Below are 17,435 nucleotides of genomic sequence, written 5' to 3'. Positions count from 1 at the left end.
GGACGGAAAACCGCTGCGCACTTTTCCTGAAATTGCTCTAGCCGCCGAGCGACTTCACCACCGCGCGAACGGCCTCGGCATCGCTCGTTTTCGGCCTGTATTCCAGGCCCACCCTACCGCCATAACCATGTGCAAACAGCCAGTTCAACCGGTCAGCCAGATCGATGTGACCCGTGCCAGGATCGCTGCGGCCCGGATGATCTGCGACATGGACATGCACGATCCGGTCGACGCGATCACCGACGACATGCTCCGTCTTCTCGCCCATCACCGCCGAATGATAGAGATCGTAGACGATGCCGATTTCCGCACGGCCGACCTCATCGACGATGTCGAGGCCTTCGGTCGTCGACGACAGATAATAGCCGACATGGTCGATTTTCGTGTTGAGCGGCTCAAGACCAAGCCGAACGCCTGAACCCTTAAGGATATCCGCGCCGGCGCTCAGCGCGGCGACAAGGGCAGCCCGCTGTTCGGCGCGCGAAAACTCAGAAAGATCGTCGCCGGCTTGCGCGATGAGAACCGGCGCGCCGAGGCGCTGCGCCACGACGACGGACTCCCGCAGGCCCTGAAGCCAAGCATCTTTGTTTGCCGGATTCGTCAGCGCAATCATCGGCTCTGCCACCAGCCCGGACACCGCAATGCCCGTCTCGGCGACCGCAGCGGCAATGGCATCCAGATCCTTGTTCGTCCAGCGCCAGAACTCGACCGCATCCAGCCCCGCCTGATGCGCCAGCCGGATACGGTCGGCGAAGGCATCATCTTCGCGCGCGAACAACCACTCGATACAAGCCGAAAACTGCCGCATGAGATTCTCCCTCCCTCAACCGGTCACGAGCAATGCGCGAGATCGCCCGCGACCGCAAGAGGCGCTAGCGATGGAATTGCGGGGCCGGCCGCCGCATCGAAGGCTTGATGGCTTCGACATTCATCGCGGAGAGGACGCGCATGTCCCGGCGGAAATCGGAAGGCGTCATGCCGGCAATGTGGCGGAAGGATTTGTTGAAGGCGCTGATCGAGCCGAAACCGCTGTCCATGGCGACCTGCAGGACATTGGCGCCGTCGCGCATCAGCATCGCCTGGGCGCGAGACAGGCGCAGCAGGTTCACATATTTGCCGAGGGTCATGCCGGTGGATTTCTTGAAGAGGTTCATCGCGTATTTCGGATGGAGATCCGCCGCCTTGGCAATATCGACCGTATCGATGTCATGCAGGAAATTGGCGGCGATGAAATCGCACATTCTCGCCAGGCTGCGCGAGGATTGCGGATGGACCTGCTCGTTCGTCAGGTTTTCCTGCTTCTCCGGTACCATGCGGTAGGGCTCGAAGGCGATCCGCTCCAGACGCAGGAGAAGTTCGGCGACGGCATGCTCGGCCTTCGTCCGATCGCCGGACATGGCGTAACGGTGCCATCTGGCGAAATTCTCATCATCGGCGGCATCGGTCGCCGAGCTTATCAGCGTCTGCCCGCGGATCAGCCGGCTGGAAATATCGAGCGGCAGGCGCATGCGGAAAAAATGCACGAGCGGCAGATGCGCGCCCGCATAGATCGCATCGTCGGACAGCTCATCCAGCTGATGCGGCTGACCGCCCCAGAAGAGGCAGATCTCGCCGGCCTTCAGATGAAGCTCATGATCGCCTATGTGGTAGTGTACGGTACCGCGCACGATGTAATTCACTTCCACCTGCGCGTGCCAATGCGGCTTGGCCATCGGCAATGGATGGTTATGAAACATCTGCAGGATCGTCGGGAGCCCTTCGACACTGCTCGCACCCGGCTGATAGACCGCTCTATAACCCACCTTACTTTTCGCCAAGTCCATGTTCCCTTTTTAGGAGACAGAAGCGTACCGAGAGCTAGTCTAAGCTTGTTCGCTTGCGGACAGCAATTGAAAAGGGAGGATTTTCAATGCGTTTAAAACTTGCTGGAGCGGCGGTGCTTGCCACCTTGCTCGCTTCCGGTTCTGCCTTTGCGGAACAAACCACCATTACCGTCTGGAGCTGGAACGTCGCCGCGTCGGCGTTGAAATCAACAGTCGAGGGGTTCAATAAAAAATATCCCGATATCAAGGTCGATGTACAGGACATCGGCAACCCGCAGGTCTTCGATAAAATGCTGGCCGCCTGTGCCGCCGGCGGCGACGGCCTGCCCGACATCATGTCGATCGAAAACCACAAGGCGTCCATCTTCTGGAACCGCTTTCCCGACTGCCTGACCGACCTGACGAAGCTCGGCTATACCGATGACATCAAAAAGCAATTCCCGGATTTCAAACGCGCCGAGCTCGAAGTCGGCGACGCGGCCTATGCCATGCCGTGGGATTCCGGTCCGGTCGCCATGTTCTATCGCCGCGATCTCTATGAGAAGGCTGGCGTCGATCCGGCAACGATCAAGACCTGGGACGATTTCATCGCCGCCGGCAAGAAGATCTCCGCCGCCAATCCCGGTGTGGTCATGTCGCAGGCCGACTTCAACGGCGACAGCGAATGGTTCCGCATGCTCGCCAACGAACAGGGCTGCGGCTATTTTTCCGATGACGGCCAAAGCATCGCCGTCAGCCAGCCCGGCTGCATCAAAGCGCTTGAAAAAGTGAAGGAGATGAAGGACGCGGGCCTGCTGACCGCGGCCAACTGGGACGAAAAGATCCAGTCGAACACGGCCGGCAAGGTGGCAACGCAGATGTACGGCGGCTGGTATGAAGGCACCGTCCGTTCCACCTCGCCCGATCTCGCCGGCAAGTGGGGCGTCTATCTGATGCCGAGCATGACGGCTGACGGCCAGCATGCAGCCAATCTCGGCGGCTCGTCGCTCGCCATCGCCAGCAGCTCGAAGAACAAGGAAGCTGCCTGGAAATATCTGAACTACACGCTTGGCACCAATGAGGGCCAGGTCACGATGCTGAAATCCTTCGGTCTCGTGCCCTCGCTGCTGTCGGCGGTCAAGGATCCCTTCGTCAACGAACCGCTGCCCTATTGGGGCGGACAGAAGGTCTGGGCCGATATCCTTGCGACCCTGCCGAAGATCCATCCGAGCCCGGGCACCCAATATTTTGGTGATGCCGACGCCGTCATAAAGGCGGTGCAGACGAAGTACCTCGCCGGCGGATATCCGGATGGCAAGGCTGCGCTCGACGATGCGGCCCAGCAGATCGCCTCGGCGACGGGTCTGCCAGTCGCGAAATGAGTGACATAGCCGGGCGCGCATCCCAAGCCGCGCCCGGCATCCCCGCCGCCCCCAGGGCGGCGGGGATGCATCGTCACTGATCATTTCACTGCGCATAAAGGAGAAGGCTTTCATGCGGTTGCGAAACCGGAGCGCCTACGCGTTCCTTGCACCCTATCTTCTGGTATTCGCTACCTTCTGGGTTTGGCCGATCATTGACTCGTTCCTGATCTCGTTCCAGAACACGCGCGTCAATCCGTGGGTATTCAGCGCCTCGATCAATTGGGGGCGCCTGTTCGGCGACCCGGCCTTCTATAACGCGCTTGAAAACACGCTGCTCATCCTTGTGGTACAGGTGCCTGTGATGATCGCGCTTGCGACCGTCATGGCGGTGCTCCTGAACTCGCCGCTGTTGAAGGCGCGCGGCCTTTTCCGTTTTGCGTTCTTCGCGCCCGTCGTCGTCGGCGAGGTGGCCTATGCCGCCGTATTCCGCCTGATGTTCAACGTCGATTTCGGCATCATCAACAAACTCCTCGGCGGCGTCGGCATCAGCCCCATCTCGTGGTTCTCCGATTCGCATGCAGCCATGCTGCTCATCATCATCGCCGTCACCTGGCGTTGGGCAGGCTATAACGCCATCATCATCCTTTCCGGGCTGCAATCGATCCCCGAGGATGTCTACGAGGCTGCAACGCTCGATCGCGTCAGCCGCTTCAAGCAGTTTATCCACATCACCCTGCCGCTGTTGAAGCCGATCATCCTCTTCTGCGTGGTCCTCTCCGTCATCGGCACCATGCAGCTCTTCACCGAGCCGTTCCTGATCACCAATCGTGGCGGTCCCGGCGGCGCCACGGAAACGCTCGGCATCCTGCTTTACCGGCAGGGCTTCACATCGCTGAACTTCGGCTATGCCTCGGCGATCGCCTACACCATGGCGGCGCTTGCGGTGATCATCTCTCTCCTCAATCTCTGGGTGGGGCGCGAACCGAAATGAAATCAAGGTCCAAATCCACACTGAAACGCTCGATCGCGCTGCATGCGCTACTGGCGCCGCTGGCCATCATCTGGCTGTTTCCGCTCTGGATGATGTTCATCTTCTCGACAATGCCCGACTACGGCATCTTCAGTCCAGACATCATCATGACGCCGTCGACGAGCTTCTTCGACAACGTGCGGAACCTGCAGGCCGATACCAACTTCCTGGGCGCACTGACGATCTCCATCGTCGTTGCCGTCGTCTACACTATCTTGTCGGTGCTGCTGACCTCGATGGCGGGATGGGCACTCGCGCGCTATCGTTTCGTCGGTCAATCCGTCGTCATCGGCATCATCCTCGGAACGATCACGCTGCCCTATTCCGTGGTCATCATCCCGCAATTCATCATGGTGGCGCGCAATTTCGGGCTTGCCAACACCTGGGTCGCGCTGATCGTGCCGCCGCTCTTCAACTCTCTCGGCGTGCTGTTCATGCGCCAGGCCTTCTCGATGATGCCGGGCGAGCTCTTTGACGCGGCTCGCGTCGAGGGCGTCAAGGAATGGCAGATCTTCCTGCGCATCGCCCTGCCCTTGGCAAGGCCGACCATGGCAGCACTCGCCATCATCCTGTTCCTGGCCTCCTGGAACAACTACCTCTGGCCGCTGCTCATCAACTCCCGGCCGGGAATGATGACGGCGCCGGTGGCGCTCGGGACATTGATCGGCCTCACCAAGGTCTCCTGGGGCGGCATCATGGCCGGTGCCGTGATGCTGACGGCGCCGATCCTCGTCATCTTCGTTCTCCTGCAACGTCATTTCATCGCCGGCATCGCCGCTGGCGCAATCAAGTAATTCCGGGAGACCCGTATGGCTGAACTGTCCCTTACCAATATCGTCAAACGCTACGGTTCGCTGGAAATCATCCACGGCGCCAATCTCGAGGTGAAGGACGGCGAATTCGTCGTCTTCGTCGGCCCCTCCGGATGCGGCAAGTCCACACTGCTGCGCATGATCGCCGGGCTGGAGGATATTACCAGCGGCGAACTCAGCATCGGCGGCCGCGTCGTCAACGATGTCGAACCGGCCGATCGCGGCATCGCCATGGTCTTCCAGTCCTATGCGCTCTATCCGCACCTGACCGTCGAGCAGAACCTCAATTTCGGCCTGCGCATGAACGGCAATCCGAAGGCGGATACCGATCGCCGCGTCAAGCAGGCCTCCGAGATCCTGCAGATCACCGAGCTGATGCAGCGCCGGCCGAAGCAGCTCTCCGGCGGCCAGCGCCAGCGCGTCGCCATCGGCCGCGCCATCGTGCGCGAACCGCAGATCTTCCTGTTCGATGAGCCGCTCTCCAACCTCGATGCCGAACTGCGCGTGCAGATGCGCGTCGAAATCTCGCGCCTTCACAAGAAGCTCGGCACGACGATGATCTACGTGACGCACGACCAGACGGAGGCGATGACGCTCGCCGACAAGATCGTCGTGCTGCGGGGCGGCAATATCGAACAGATCGGCGCGCCGCTCGATCTCTACGACGATCCCGTCAACCAGTTCGTTGCCGGCTTCGTCGGCTCGCCGAAGATGAATTTCCTGCGCGCCGAGGTCACCGACAATCAGGGGGGCCGGACTACGGTGGTCCTTCGCGACCAGCGTAACGTCCGCCTGTCACTGCCGATCACGGCAACCGGGGTCGAAATCGGCGAGCAGGTGACGCTCGGCATTCGCCCCGAACACTTCCTCGACGCCGGACGAGGCGATGCAGATTTGACCGTCGACGTCGATGTCGCCGAGCATCTCGGCAATACGAGCTACATTTACGCCAACATCGCCGGCGGCGAACAGATCGTCATCGAACGCGAAGAGTCCCGCAACACCGGCAATCGGGACAAGCTCACCGTCGCGCTCTCCGCGACCAAGACATTCCTCTTCGATAGCGCCGGCAACCGATTGCGGTAGGCGCTGTCCTTCCTCCCAAGACAGCATGCAGATTTAGGAAAGGATCGTTTCATGACTAAAGACGCAACCATCCGCTGGGGCATCATCGGCCCCGGCAGGATCGCACAGACCTTTGCCGACGGTATCGCCCATTCCCGCAGCGGCAAGCTGGTGGCCATCGCCAGCCGCAACCCCGAAAAGCCCGGCCTTGGCGACAACTTCCCTGGCGCCCGCATCGTTAGCGGATACGAGGCGCTGCTTGCCGACAAGGAAATCGATGCCGTCTACATCGCCACGCCGCACACCGGCCATGCCGAATGGGCGATCAAGGCGATCCGCGCCGGCAAGCATGTTCTGGTCGAAAAGCCGATCGCGCTGTCGGCCTATGATGCCGAGACGATCTATTACGAAGCCAAAAAGGCCGGCGTCTTCGCCGGCGAAGCATTCATGTACCGCGTCCATCCGCAGACGGCGAAGCTGATCGAGCTGGTGAAAAGCGGCGCGATCGGCGAGCTGCGCATCATCCACTCGTCCTTCGGCTTCAACATGGGCACCGTCAAGCCGGAACATCGGCTGTTTGCCAACGACACGGCCGGCGGCGGCATCCTTGATGTCGGCGGCTATCCGGTATCGATGGCGCGCCTGATTGCCGGTGCCGCCGACGGCAAGCCGTTCCTCGATCCCAACAAGGTGTCGGGCGTTGCCCATCTCGGCCAGACGGGCGTCGACGAATGGGCGTCCGCCGTGCTCAAATTCCCGAATAACGTTATCGCCGAAGTTTCCTGCTCGATCATGGCGAATCAAGACAACACGCTGCGGATCATCGGTTCCGAAGGACGCATCGAAGTTGCGGACTTCTGGTTCGCCTCCGGCCACAAGGGCGGCGTCGGCAAGATCGAGCTCATCAAAGGCGGCGAGACCCAGACCATCGAAGTCAAGGAAGAGCGCTGGCTCTATTCCTTCGAAGTCGATGCAGCCGGCGATGCCATCAAAGCCGGGGGCAAGGAATTCGCCTATCCCGGCATCGGCTGGGCCGACTCGATCGGCAATCTCAGGGTTCTCGATCAGTGGCGCGCTTCCATCGGTCTCGAGTACCAAGTTGAGAAGGCGACACATCGGACGAAGAACATTGCCGGCGCGACCGTTGCCAAGGGCAACAGCATCCCGAAGCGCAGTATCCCCGGCATTACCAAGCCGGCATCGACCGTCATGCTCGGCTTCGAATTCTTCCCGAATTTTGCCTCGGCATCCCTGACGCTCGACGCCTTCTATGAAGCCGGCGGCAACGCCTTCGACACCGCCTATGTCTATGGCGGCGGCAAAACGGAGAGCATCTTCGGCGATTGGCACACCAGCCGGAAGGTGCCGCGCGAGGAGATCGTGCTGATCGGCAAGGGCGCGCATTCGCCACTTTGCTACCCGGATATGATAGCCAAGCAGCTCGACCAGTCGCTCAACCGGCTGAAGACCGACTATGTCGACATCTATTTCATGCATCGCGACAACACGGCCGTCCCGGTCGGCGAATTCGTTGATGCCATGGATGCCGAGGTCAAGGCCGGCCGCATTCGCGGCATCTTCGGCGGCTCGAACTGGACCCGCGCCCGCTTCGACGAGGCGATCGCCTATGCCGAGAAGAACGGCAAGGCCGCGCCGGCGGCTCTTTCCAACAACTTCTCGCTGGCGGAAATGCTCGACCCGATCTGGGCCGGATGCATCGCCGCCTCCGACGACGAATGGAAGGCCTGGCTAAACGCCAAGCAGATCCCGAACTTCGCCTGGTCGAGCCAGGGCCGAGGCTTCTTCACCGACCGCGCCGGCCGTGACAAGCAGAACGATGAGGAACTGGTGCGCGTCTGGTACTCCGACCGCAACTTCGGTCGCCGCGACAGGGCGATCGAATTGGCCCAGAAACTCGGCCGCAATCCGATCCATATCGCGCTTGCCTATGTCATTGCCCAGCCGTTCCCGGTTATCCCGCTGATCGGCCCGCGCACGATCGCCGAGCTGGAAGACAGCCTCTCGGCGCTCGACATCAAGTTGACGCAGGAACAGGTGAAGTGGCTTGAGGGCTGAAACGATGCGGCCTGTTCGTGCCGTCACGATCAGCCGCTGCGTATGATCGCACAAAATGAAAACAGCCCATCCGGTCTACCGGATGGGCTGTTTTCATATGGGAGGAAGTCGTTGCCGCGCCCTCCTTCTCCCCTCGGGGAGAAGGAGATTACGGCACTGGCATGCCGCATATGCGATCGCCCCGGTGAGACCGGATGGGCCTTTTGCATGTTATACCGACAATGATCGCCAAACGGTCAGGCGGCGAAATTGAAGGCTTTCGTCCCGGCCCCTTCGAGCCGCAACAGGTAGGCCTTACGCTCGAGGCCGCCGGCAAATCCTCTCAGATCGCCCGCCGAGCCGATCACCCGATGACATGGCGCAATGATCGAGATCGGGTTGCGGCCATTGGCGGCGCCGACAGCTCGGATCGCTTTAAACGCCCCGATCCCAACTGCAATCTGGCTGTAGGTGCGAGTCTCGCCGAACGGAATGGCCAGCAGCGCCTGCCAGACCTTGCGCTGAAACTCGGTTCCTGAAAAATCGAGAGGGAGATCGAAGACCTGTCGTTCGCCGGCGAAATACTCCCGGAGTTGTCGCTCGGTCTCCAGCAAGACGGGATGGTTATCGTCCTTGGCGACGATCGACAGCGGCACGCGATTGGGCCGGTCATTATCCCAGAGAATGGCCGCAAGCCCGTCATCGCTGCCGACAAGTTTCAAGTCTCCGACGGGCGAAGCCATGATCCGATAGACATATTGCTTGCCGGCATTTCGCGTGGATGTGGTCATGCCGATATCCTTTCCTCGAATCGCGCCATGGAACGGCGGGCAAGCCGCTTGCAGTCATGGCATAGGACTCGAAATACTGGGCATGAGCCACCCGAAAAGCGTCTTGGCGACAGGAAATTCATGGGCCCGCATTCCGTGCCTTGACGATCAAAATGCCGCAGTCCCGATTTGGAAATGGCACCGGAATTGTGTAGAATCGGGCAGGACAGATCATCAGCATCCGGAGCCAGAGATGACAGTTCGCCCGCCGAGCAGTTTAAATCCAGCCAATATGGCGGTGACCGGCCTAGGAATTCTCGAATATGAGCTGATGTCGGAGCGTGCCAGCACCCTCGGCCATAACGGCCTCAAGGTGGAGGCGGCGCTTGCGGCGTTGCAAGAGGGCGAAGCCAAGGGCAAGCACGGCATGGAACACGAGCGGCTGGTCGATACTGCCGCACAAGCCGTCTGGGCGATGTTCATTCATCGTGAGATCTGCGGCCTGCGCAACGGCCGCGACGTCATTCAGCGCTATGGCATTCCCAACAAAGTGCTCGCGCGCCTCGGCGCGAGCCCGCGCCACCCCTAAATTTTCAAGCCTTCAGGATCGCCGAGAAGCGCGGATCGAAGGCATGGCCGATCGGCTCGGCCGCCGCGCCGCGCGCCACAGCCCAGGGGTCGGTCATGCCGAGCTGCAGGCGCGGCAAAGGCCGGTCGGCGCGATCGGCATTGGAAGGCAACAGCGGTTGCATGGCGTCGATTAGTCGCGTCGCAAGGGCTGCCGGCGCGCCGCCGCACAGAATCACGGTCTGCGGATCGAAGATGGTCTCGATGAGATGCACGCTCCAGCGCAGGTCGATCGCCGCCTTTTCGATCCAGGCGAGAATCTCCGGATCGTCGGCGGCAGCGCGCCTGTCGATCAGCGAATAGATGTCCGGCGCCATCGGATCGACGCCCAGATGCTCGTAGAGCGAGGCCAGCGATGCGCGGTGTTCAAGCTGGGTTAGCCTGCCGCCGGCCGTGAGCAGCGCCATGCCGATTTCGCCGGCATTGCCATGGGCACCGCTATAAAGATCGCCGCCGAGGATCAGGCCTGCGCCGATACCATAGCCGACATAGAGGCAGACGGCATGGTCGAGCCCATGCGCGGCGCCGACCATGCGCTCGGCGGTCGCGCAGGCGGCGGCGTCGTTCTGCAGGGTGACGTTGAGGCCAGTGCCGGCGGAAAGCGTTTCCAATAGCGGAAAGCGCTGCCAGGCGCCCATCATCCAGGGATTGTCGTCCCCATCCTGCTCGATGCCGAACGGACCTGGCATCGCAACGCCGAGCCCGACGAGGCGCTTCTCCGCCTGTGCGGTACGCAGCTTGAGCTCGGTTCGGACCTCCTGCACGAGCTGCAGCACCACGGGGGTGCCCGTGGCCGGTCCGCCGGCCGGCAGGTTCGCCTCCTTGCCGATCAGCACATTGCCGACCAGATCGACAGCGATGGCACGGGTGATGTGACGGTCGATCTGCAGGCCGATCGCGAAGGCGCCCTCCGGCACGAGGCCATAGGGTGTCGAGGGCTGCCCCCTGCCGCGGCGCACCGTTTCCCTCGACGTGACCAACCCGTCGTTTTCCAGCTCCTCCATGATGTTGGAGACCGTCTGTTTCGTCAGCCGGGTGGCGCGCGCGAGATCGGCGCGCGAAAGCGCGCCGTTCAGCCGCAGGGCATCGATGATCACCCGCCGGTTATGGGCACTGGTGCCTTCGTGGTTCGTTCCGCTCGTGGCCCTGATCGGGCGAATATCGTTCATGTGCATTTGCCTCTTGACACCAATAGAATATTGAAGAACAAATAAGTCAAGACAATTGACTTAAAAGAAACCACAGAGTTTCATGAGGGAACGCAGGGGAGCTTCAAGGCTCCGAAGACGCTCCGATCGAGGTTCGGCAGCCAGGCCGGCTGCCCGTTCGACACCTGACGGCGACATTTCAGCCGCCGTTGGAAAATCGCGTGACTGTCAAAAAAACTGGAGGCTGGAATGTTGAAATCATTGAACAAGACACTGATCGGCGCAGCGCTGGTCGGCGTGTCCTTCGCGTCGCATGCCTTTGCCGAAACGACGCTGAACGCCCTCTTCATGGCACAGGCTGCCTATAGCGAAGCCGATGTGCGCGCCATGACGGACGCCTTCACCAAGGCCAATCCGGACATCAAGGTCAATCTCGAATTCGTTCCCTATGAAGGCCTGCACGACAAGACCGTGCTGGCGCAGGGTTCGGGCGGCGGCTACGACGTCGTGCTGTTCGACGTCATCTGGCCGGCCGAATACGCGACCAACAAGGTTCTGGTCGATGTTTCCTCGCGCATCCCTGACGATACCAAGAAGGGCGTGCTGCCGGGCGCGTGGACCACTGTCCAATATGACGGCAAATATTTCGGCATGCCCTGGATTCTTGACACCAAGTACCTGTTCTACAACAAGGAAATCCTGGAAAAGGCCGGCATCAAGACGCCGCCGAAGACCTGGGACGAGCTGACCGAACAGGCCAAGATCATCAAGGACAAGGGCCTTCTGGCGACGCCGATCGCCTGGAGCTGGTCGCAGGCCGAAGCCGCGATCTGCGACTACACCACGCTCGTCAGCGCCAACAAGGGCGATTTCATCAAGGACGGCAAGCCGGACTTCCAGAATGGCGGCGGCCTCGATGCTCTGAAATACATGGTATCCAGCTACAAGTCCGGCCTCACCAATCCGAATTCCAAGGAATTCCTCGAAGAGGACGTCCGCAAGGTCTTCGAAAACGGCGACGCCGCCTTCGCGCTGAACTGGACCTACATGTACAACATGGCGAACGACCCGAAGGACAGCAAGGTTGCCGGCAAGGTCGGCGTCGTGCCGGCACCGGGCGTCGCCGGCAAGAGCGAGGCTTCCGCCGTCAACGGCTCTATGGGCCTCGGCATCACCACGGCCAGCAAGCATCCGGACGAGGCCTGGAAATACATCACCTTCATGACCTCGCAGGCAACGCAGAACCAGTATGCCAAACTCAGCCTGCCGATCTGGGCATCGTCCTATGACGATCCGGCTGTTACCAAGGGCCAGGAAGAACTGATCTCGGCCGCAAAAGTCGGGCTTGCCGCCATGTATCCGCGTCCTACGACGCCGAAGTATCAGGAACTGTCCACAGCACTTCAGCAGGCGATCCAGGAATCGCTGCTCGGCCAATCTTCGCCGGAAGATGCGCTGAAGTCGGCTGCCCAAAACAGCGGTCTCTGATAGTCTGACCGGGCGGCGCTAGAGCGGATGATTTTAGGTCTTTTCGACCTAAAATCTGAATCCGCTCTAGCATCAGAAAAGAGAGAGCATGATGTCGACCGAAAACCGATCACACTTTTCGGCATCATGCTCTAATCGCCGCCCGCCTCTTGATCCTCCATGATGAATGAAAGAAGGGGCCTGCCATGTCCGGCACCTCTATGACAACTCGCGCCTGGTTTTTGATGTTGCCGCTGCTTGTGGTGATGGTCGCCGTCATCGGCTGGCCGCTCGTCGATACCGTCGGCCTTTCTTTCACGGACGCAAAGCTTGTCGGCACCGGCGGTAATTTCGTCGGCATCGACAACTACGCAAAGATGCTGGCGAACCCCAATTTCCAACGCACCCTGATCACCACGGCCTGGTTCGCGATCGTATCCGTTGCCGCCGAAATGGTGCTCGGCGTGCTTGCTGCGCTGCTCCTGAACCAGGAATTCAAGGGCCGGGGCGTGCTACGCGCGCTGATGATCCTGCCCTGGGCGCTGCCGACCGTCGTCAACGCCACCCTGTGGCGGCTGATCTACAATCCGGAATATGGCGCGCTGAACGCAGCCCTTACCCAGCTTGGCCTGATCGACGCCTATCGCTCCTGGCTCGGCGAGCCGGGCACGGCGCTGACGGCGCTGATCGTCGCCGATTGCTGGAAGAACTTCCCGCTGGTGGCGCTGATCGCGCTTGCCGCCCTGCAGGCCGTGCCGCGCGACATCACCGCCGCCTCGCTGGTCGATGGTGCGGGGCCGTTCACCCGCTTCCGCTTCGTCATCCTTCCCTATCTGGCGGGGCCGCTGATGGTGGCGCTGGTGCTGCGCACCATCGAGGCCTTCAAGGTCTTCGACATCATCTGGGTCATGACGCGTGGCGGCCCGGCAAACAGCACTCGGACGCTGTCCATCCTCGTCTATCAGGAGGCCTTCTCCTTCCAGCGAGCGGGGTCCGGCGCGTCGCTTGCCCTCATCGTCACGCTGCTGGTGACGGTGCTTGCCGCCGCCTATGCCGCCCTTGTCCGCAAAACCGCGGGGAGCGCCACCTGATGGAACGCAAGAGCCCGCTTTTCACCTGCTTCCTCTATGTCTGTGCCTTGCTGCTCGCCGCCGTCATCCTGGCGCCGATCCTCTGGCTCTTCATCATGAGCATTTCGCCGGCTGCCGATCTTGCCGCAAAGCCCTTGCGCTGGTGGCCGCAGACGGCCGACTTCTCGCGCTACAAGGTGCTGCTGTCGACGCTGGAAAACAGCGAGGGCGCCGCCTTTACCTCGTCGCTGCGCAACAGCATCGAGGTTGCCGGCATGGCGACCATCGCTGCGATCGCGCTCGCCATTCCGGCCGGCTGGGCCGTGTCGCGCACGCCGTCTGTGGGATGGTCGCTCTCCATGGTGATCGCCACCTACATGCTGCCGCCAGTGGCGCTCGCCGTGCCGCTCTATATGGGTCTCGCCCATCTCGGCCTGCTTAACAACGTCTTCGGGCTGGCGCTCGTCTATCTGACGATCCTTGCGCCTTTCACGACCTGGCTGATGAAATCCGGCTTCGATTCCATTCCGAAGGAGATCGAGGCTGCAGCGATGATCGATGGCGCCGGGCTGTTTCAGACGCTGAAGATCATCACGCTGCCGCTTGCGATGCCCGTCATGGCGACCTCGGCGCTCTTCGCCTTCCTGCTTGCCTGGGATGAATTCTTCTATGCGCTGCTCTTCACCTCCGACCAGCGCGCAAAGACCCTGACCGTCGCCATTGCCGATCTGGCCGGCGGCCGTGTCTCGGATTACGGACTGATCGCGACTGCCGGCGTGCTGGCCGCCCTGCCCCCGGTGCTGATCGGTCTCGTCATGCAACGTGCCCTGATCTCCGGGCTGACCAGCGGCGGCGTCAAGGGATGAACATGACCGCAGAGAAAACACGCCCAGCCGGACTTGCCGCAATCGATCGCGAAATGGCCCGCCAGCATGCCGATGCGATTGCCTCCTTCGAGGCGGCGACCGACATGGCTGCCAAGGCCGCGGCCTCGCTGAGGCGCACCGGCAAGCTGCTGCTGCTCGGCATGGGCGGCTCCCACGCCGTCAACCGCGCCGTCGAGCCGCTTTACCGCGCCGCCGGCATCGACGCGATTGCGCTACCGCTCTCCGAACAACTTGGCCAGCCGCTATCGCTCGAGGGCCGGACGATCTTCGTGACATCGCAGTCCGGCGAGAGCGCCGAAGTGCTCCGCTGGTTCGACGAGACCGGCGGCAATGCCGACACGTTCGGCCTGACACTGGAGGGCAGCTCCTTCCTCGCGAGGACCGCTCCTTCGCTGGTAGGCGCCGGCGGCACCGAGCTTGCCTTTGCCGCAACCCGCAGCCTCACCGTGAGCTTCGCGCTGCATCTGGCGATCTTCGCCGCCCTCGGGCAGGATCCGGCGAGCGCACTGGCGGTGCTGCGCGCGCCGCAGACGCTCGATATTGAGCCGGCACTTGCAGCACTTGCCAACGTCGCCTCCGTCGTCACATCAGGCCGACGTCTGCAGGGTGTTGCCGAGGCGCTTGCGCTTGGCTTGACCGAACTGTCGCGCCGCCCCTGCTTCTCGCTTGAAGGCGGGCAGCTGCGGCATGGGCCGATGGAAATGCTCGGGCCATCGATCGGCGTCGTGCTCTTCCGCGGCAACGATGCGACAGCCAGCCTCGTGACGGCCATGGCCGTTTCCGCCACCGAGACAGGTGCACCTGTGATCATCTTCGACGGCTCGCAGGAAGAACCGGTCCCCGGTTGCGTCACGCTTCGGTTCAAGCCGGAAAGCGGCCTTGCCGCGATCTTCCAGATGCTGCCCGTGGCGCAGGCGCTGATGATCGCCTTCGCCGATGCGCGGGTCGAGAATGCCGGCACGCCGGTGCGCTCCACCAAGATCACCCGGAGCGAATGAATGAAGCCACTTGCAGTCATCGGCAATGTCAATGTCGACCTGATCCTCGGGCCGGCCGAGCCTTGGCCCAAGGCCGGCACGGAAATCATTGTCGATCACGACGAGCTGCGCGTCGGCGGCCAGGCGGGCAATACCGCGCTCGCCTGGGAAGGGCTCGGCATCGATTACGAGATCGCAGCCAATGTCGGCAGCGACCAGTTCGGACGCTGGCTCAGCGAAGCATTCGGTGCCCGCAGCAGCAAATGGCCCGTGCACCCCGAGGGCACGACCCTGTCGGTCGGCATCACTCACCCCGACGGGGAGCGTACCTTTTTCACGACACGCGGGCACCTGCCGCGGCTCACTCTGGCCGACGTGCATGCCGTGCTCGACGGAACGAAGCTCTCCGGCGGCTATGCGCTGCTGTGTGGCGCCTTCCTCACCGACGACCTGACACGGGACTACGAAGCGCTGTTCGACTGGGCGGATGAACACCGGATCACGGTTGCGCTCGATACCGGCTGGCCGCTCGACGGCTGGACTGAGAAGAATTGCGATTCGACGCGGCATTGGCTCTCCCGTTGCGGCATCGCGCTGATGAACGAAGTCGAAACGACGACACTTGCCGGCGTGGACGATCCGGTTCAGGCCGCGAGCGCGCTTCGTTCGCACATGCCTGATGGAGCCATCGTCGTCGTCAAGCGCGGCGCTGAAGGCGCGATTGCCATCGATGCCGACGGCAGCGTGGTTTCGGCCGCCGCGCCGCGTGTCACCGTCGTCGATACGATCGGTGCCGGCGATGTCTTCAACGCGGGTTTCCTGGCCGCCCTTGCTCGCGGCGAGCCGCTTGCAGCTTGCCTTTCGGCCGGGACTGCGGTCGCTTCCCGCGCCATTTCCACTCTGCCGCGCAGCTATGGCCCGGCAAAAGCATCCGAGGAGGCCGTTCGATGAGCGCGCTCGAAATCCAGAACATCCGCAAGAGCTATGGCGAGGTCGAGACGCTGAAAGGCATCGACATCTCGCTTGAAAGCGGCGAGTTCCTGGTGTTGCTCGGCTCTTCGGGCTGCGGCAAGTCCACGCTCTTGAACATCATCGCGGGGCTGGCGGAAGCAACGAGCGGCGATATCCGCATCGGCGATCGCTCGGTGCTCGGCGTACATCCGAAGGATCGCGACATCGCCATGGTGTTCCAGTCCTACGCGCTCTATCCCAATCTCTCGGTCCATCGCAACATCGGCTTCGGCCTGGAGATGCGGAAGGTGCCCAAGGCCGAGCGCGACAAGGCGGTGCGTGAGGCGGCAAAGCTGCTGCAGATCGAGGCGCTTTTGGAACGCAAGCCGAGCCAGCTTTCCGGCGGCCAGCGTCAGCGCGTGGCGATCGGCCGGGCGCTGGTGCGCAAACCGGAAGTCTTCCTGTTCGACGAGCCGCTGTCCAATCTCGACGCCAAGCTGCGCATGGAAATGCGCACGGAGCTGAAACGTCTACACCAGATGCTGAAGACCACCGTCGTTTACGTGACGCATGATCAGATCGAGGCTATGACGCTCGCAACCCGCATCGCCGTCATGCGCGACGGCCGGATCGAGCAGCTCGGCACGCCGGACGAGATCTACAACTACCCGGCAACACTCTATGTCGCGACCTTCGTCGGTGCGCCACCGATGAATCTGCTGAACGCGACCGCAGAGGCAGGTGTCCTGTGCATCGACGGCACCTCGATCACGCTGCCCATGCCTGCGACGAAGGACGGGATCAAACAGGGACAGGAACTGGTCGTCGGCATCAGGCCGGAAACGATGCGTCTGGACGAGCATGGCAAGCTGGAGGCCATTTGCGAAGTCGCGGAACTGACAGGTCCCGAACTGATCGTGACCGCGCAAGCCGGTTCGCAGCGGCTGATGGCTTGCCTGCCGCCGCGCACTGCGATTGCCGCAGGGCAGACGCTGAGGCTCGGCTTCGACGCCAATGCGTTGCACCTCTTCGACCGCGCCACCGGTCGCCGCTGCGAATGAGCCCTTTCGGGCCAGGCGCAGCATCCTCGGGCCAGCCACTGACAACGTAGAGATGGCGGTGCGCTCCGCCGTCATCCGCCCGATGATCCAGCATGTCGTCGGCTAAACTGGCGCCCGTGTGATCCTCTGGACGGAGGCCGGGGCTAGCTGGCTCGTCGCCAGCTCTTTCTCACGACCGCCAGCATGAAATTTTCAGGCGCAGTTTTGGTCTTGTTGTGGTCGGTGAGCGTCCGGTGAGCCGGTTTTGGTTAGGTGCGGAATTAGCTCAAGTTACGACACAGATGATTCATTTGTGACGTAACAGGGTATGAATGGCCAAGGTTGAGATCCTGACGGGTGCCGAGCGACA

16 protein-coding genes are annotated in these 17,435 nt (G+C 61.9%); 12 read left to right on the top strand and 4 right to left on the bottom strand.

Annotated elements, in window-relative coordinates:
• Positions 1 to 37: 37 nt before the first annotated feature.
• Positions 38 to 808: a TIM barrel protein gene (locus tag JTP94_RS34905; RefSeq protein ID WP_204854911.1), complete on the bottom strand. Its 771-nt coding sequence runs from the start codon at positions 806 to 808 to the stop codon at positions 38 to 40.
• Positions 809 to 872: 64 nt separating this feature from the next.
• Positions 873 to 1,823 (bottom strand): helix-turn-helix domain-containing protein, encoded by a 951-nt coding sequence (locus tag JTP94_RS34900; protein ID WP_246755465.1) that lies wholly within the window; start codon positions 1,821 to 1,823, stop codon positions 873 to 875.
• Between the two features lie 86 nt (positions 1,824 to 1,909).
• On the opposite strand from JTP94_RS34900, the gene JTP94_RS34895 reads away from it, so the two are divergent.
• The 5 genes from JTP94_RS34895 to JTP94_RS34875 all read left to right on the top strand — a co-directional run bounded on the left by JTP94_RS34895 (position 1,910) and on the right by JTP94_RS34875 (position 8,149).
• Entirely contained in the window at positions 1,910 to 3,184 is a 1,275-nt protein-coding gene (locus tag JTP94_RS34895; RefSeq protein WP_204854909.1) for an ABC transporter substrate-binding protein, read from the top strand.
• Positions 3,185 to 3,296: 112 nt separating this feature from the next.
• A complete protein-coding gene (locus JTP94_RS34890) occupies positions 3,297 to 4,157 on the top strand; it encodes a carbohydrate ABC transporter permease (RefSeq protein ID WP_204854908.1) in 861 nt (286 codons plus the stop codon).
• Positions 4,154 to 4,990, top strand: a complete 837-nt coding sequence (locus JTP94_RS34885) for a carbohydrate ABC transporter permease (RefSeq protein ID WP_204854907.1) — start codon at positions 4,154 to 4,156, stop codon at positions 4,988 to 4,990. The genes JTP94_RS34890 and JTP94_RS34885 overlap by 4 nt, the downstream gene beginning before the upstream one ends.
• Positions 4,991 to 5,005: 15 nt before the next feature.
• The gene (locus tag JTP94_RS34880) at positions 5,006 to 6,094 is read left to right on the top strand and encodes an ABC transporter ATP-binding protein (protein WP_204854906.1); all 1,089 of its coding nucleotides are present in this window, start codon (positions 5,006 to 5,008) and stop codon (positions 6,092 to 6,094) included.
• A 51-nt stretch (positions 6,095 to 6,145) separates the two neighbouring features.
• On the top strand, positions 6,146 to 8,149 hold the full coding sequence (locus tag JTP94_RS34875) for an aldo/keto reductase (protein ID WP_204854905.1): 2,004 nt from the start codon (positions 6,146 to 6,148) through the stop codon (positions 8,147 to 8,149).
• 236 nt (positions 8,150 to 8,385) lie between these two features.
• Here the strand turns inward: JTP94_RS34875 and JTP94_RS34870 are convergent, their stop codons facing one another.
• Entirely contained in the window at positions 8,386 to 8,919 is a 534-nt protein-coding gene (locus JTP94_RS34870) for a methylated-DNA--[protein]-cysteine S-methyltransferase (protein ID WP_204854904.1), read from the bottom strand.
• 232 nt (positions 8,920 to 9,151) lie between these two features.
• Between JTP94_RS34870 and JTP94_RS34865 the strand changes: the two genes are divergently transcribed.
• Positions 9,152 to 9,487 (top strand): DUF6665 family protein, encoded by a 336-nt coding sequence (locus JTP94_RS34865; protein WP_204854903.1) that lies wholly within the window; start codon positions 9,152 to 9,154, stop codon positions 9,485 to 9,487.
• A 4-nt stretch (positions 9,488 to 9,491) separates the two neighbouring features.
• Here the strand turns inward: JTP94_RS34865 and JTP94_RS34860 are convergent, their stop codons facing one another.
• Complete coding sequence (locus JTP94_RS34860; protein WP_204854902.1) at positions 9,492 to 10,694, bottom strand: ROK family transcriptional regulator; 1,203 nt, start codon at positions 10,692 to 10,694, stop codon at positions 9,492 to 9,494.
• Between the two features lie 228 nt (positions 10,695 to 10,922).
• On the opposite strand from JTP94_RS34860, the gene JTP94_RS34855 reads away from it, so the two are divergent.
• From JTP94_RS34855 to JTP94_RS34830, 6 genes are all read left to right on the top strand, one after another.
• Positions 10,923 to 12,161 (top strand): extracellular solute-binding protein, encoded by a 1,239-nt coding sequence (locus tag JTP94_RS34855; protein WP_204854901.1) that lies wholly within the window; start codon positions 10,923 to 10,925, stop codon positions 12,159 to 12,161.
• Positions 12,162 to 12,346: 185 nt separating this feature from the next.
• Positions 12,347 to 13,231: a carbohydrate ABC transporter permease gene (locus JTP94_RS34850; RefSeq protein WP_204854900.1), complete on the top strand. Its 885-nt coding sequence runs from the start codon at positions 12,347 to 12,349 to the stop codon at positions 13,229 to 13,231.
• Positions 13,231 to 14,076, top strand: a complete 846-nt coding sequence (locus JTP94_RS34845) for a carbohydrate ABC transporter permease (protein WP_204854899.1) — start codon at positions 13,231 to 13,233, stop codon at positions 14,074 to 14,076. The genes JTP94_RS34850 and JTP94_RS34845 overlap by 1 nt, the downstream gene beginning before the upstream one ends.
• Positions 14,073 to 15,095, top strand: a complete 1,023-nt coding sequence (locus tag JTP94_RS34840; RefSeq protein WP_204854898.1) for an SIS domain-containing protein — start codon at positions 14,073 to 14,075, stop codon at positions 15,093 to 15,095. The genes JTP94_RS34845 and JTP94_RS34840 overlap by 4 nt, the downstream gene beginning before the upstream one ends.
• Positions 15,096 to 16,025 carry a PfkB family carbohydrate kinase gene (locus JTP94_RS34835; protein WP_204854897.1) on the top strand — a complete coding sequence of 310 codons (930 nt, stop codon included), beginning with the start codon at positions 15,096 to 15,098 and terminating at the stop codon, positions 16,023 to 16,025.
• On the top strand, positions 16,022 to 17,086 hold the full coding sequence (locus JTP94_RS34830) for an ABC transporter ATP-binding protein (protein WP_204854896.1): 1,065 nt from the start codon (positions 16,022 to 16,024) through the stop codon (positions 17,084 to 17,086). The genes JTP94_RS34835 and JTP94_RS34830 overlap by 4 nt, the downstream gene beginning before the upstream one ends.
• The last annotated feature ends 349 nt before the right edge of the window (positions 17,087 to 17,435 follow it).

Source organism: Martinezella lusitana (assembly GCF_016901135.1).
GTDB lineage: Bacteria > Pseudomonadota > Alphaproteobacteria > Rhizobiales > Rhizobiaceae > Rhizobium > Rhizobium lusitanum_D.
This window is presented reverse-complemented; position numbering and strand designations above follow the sequence as displayed.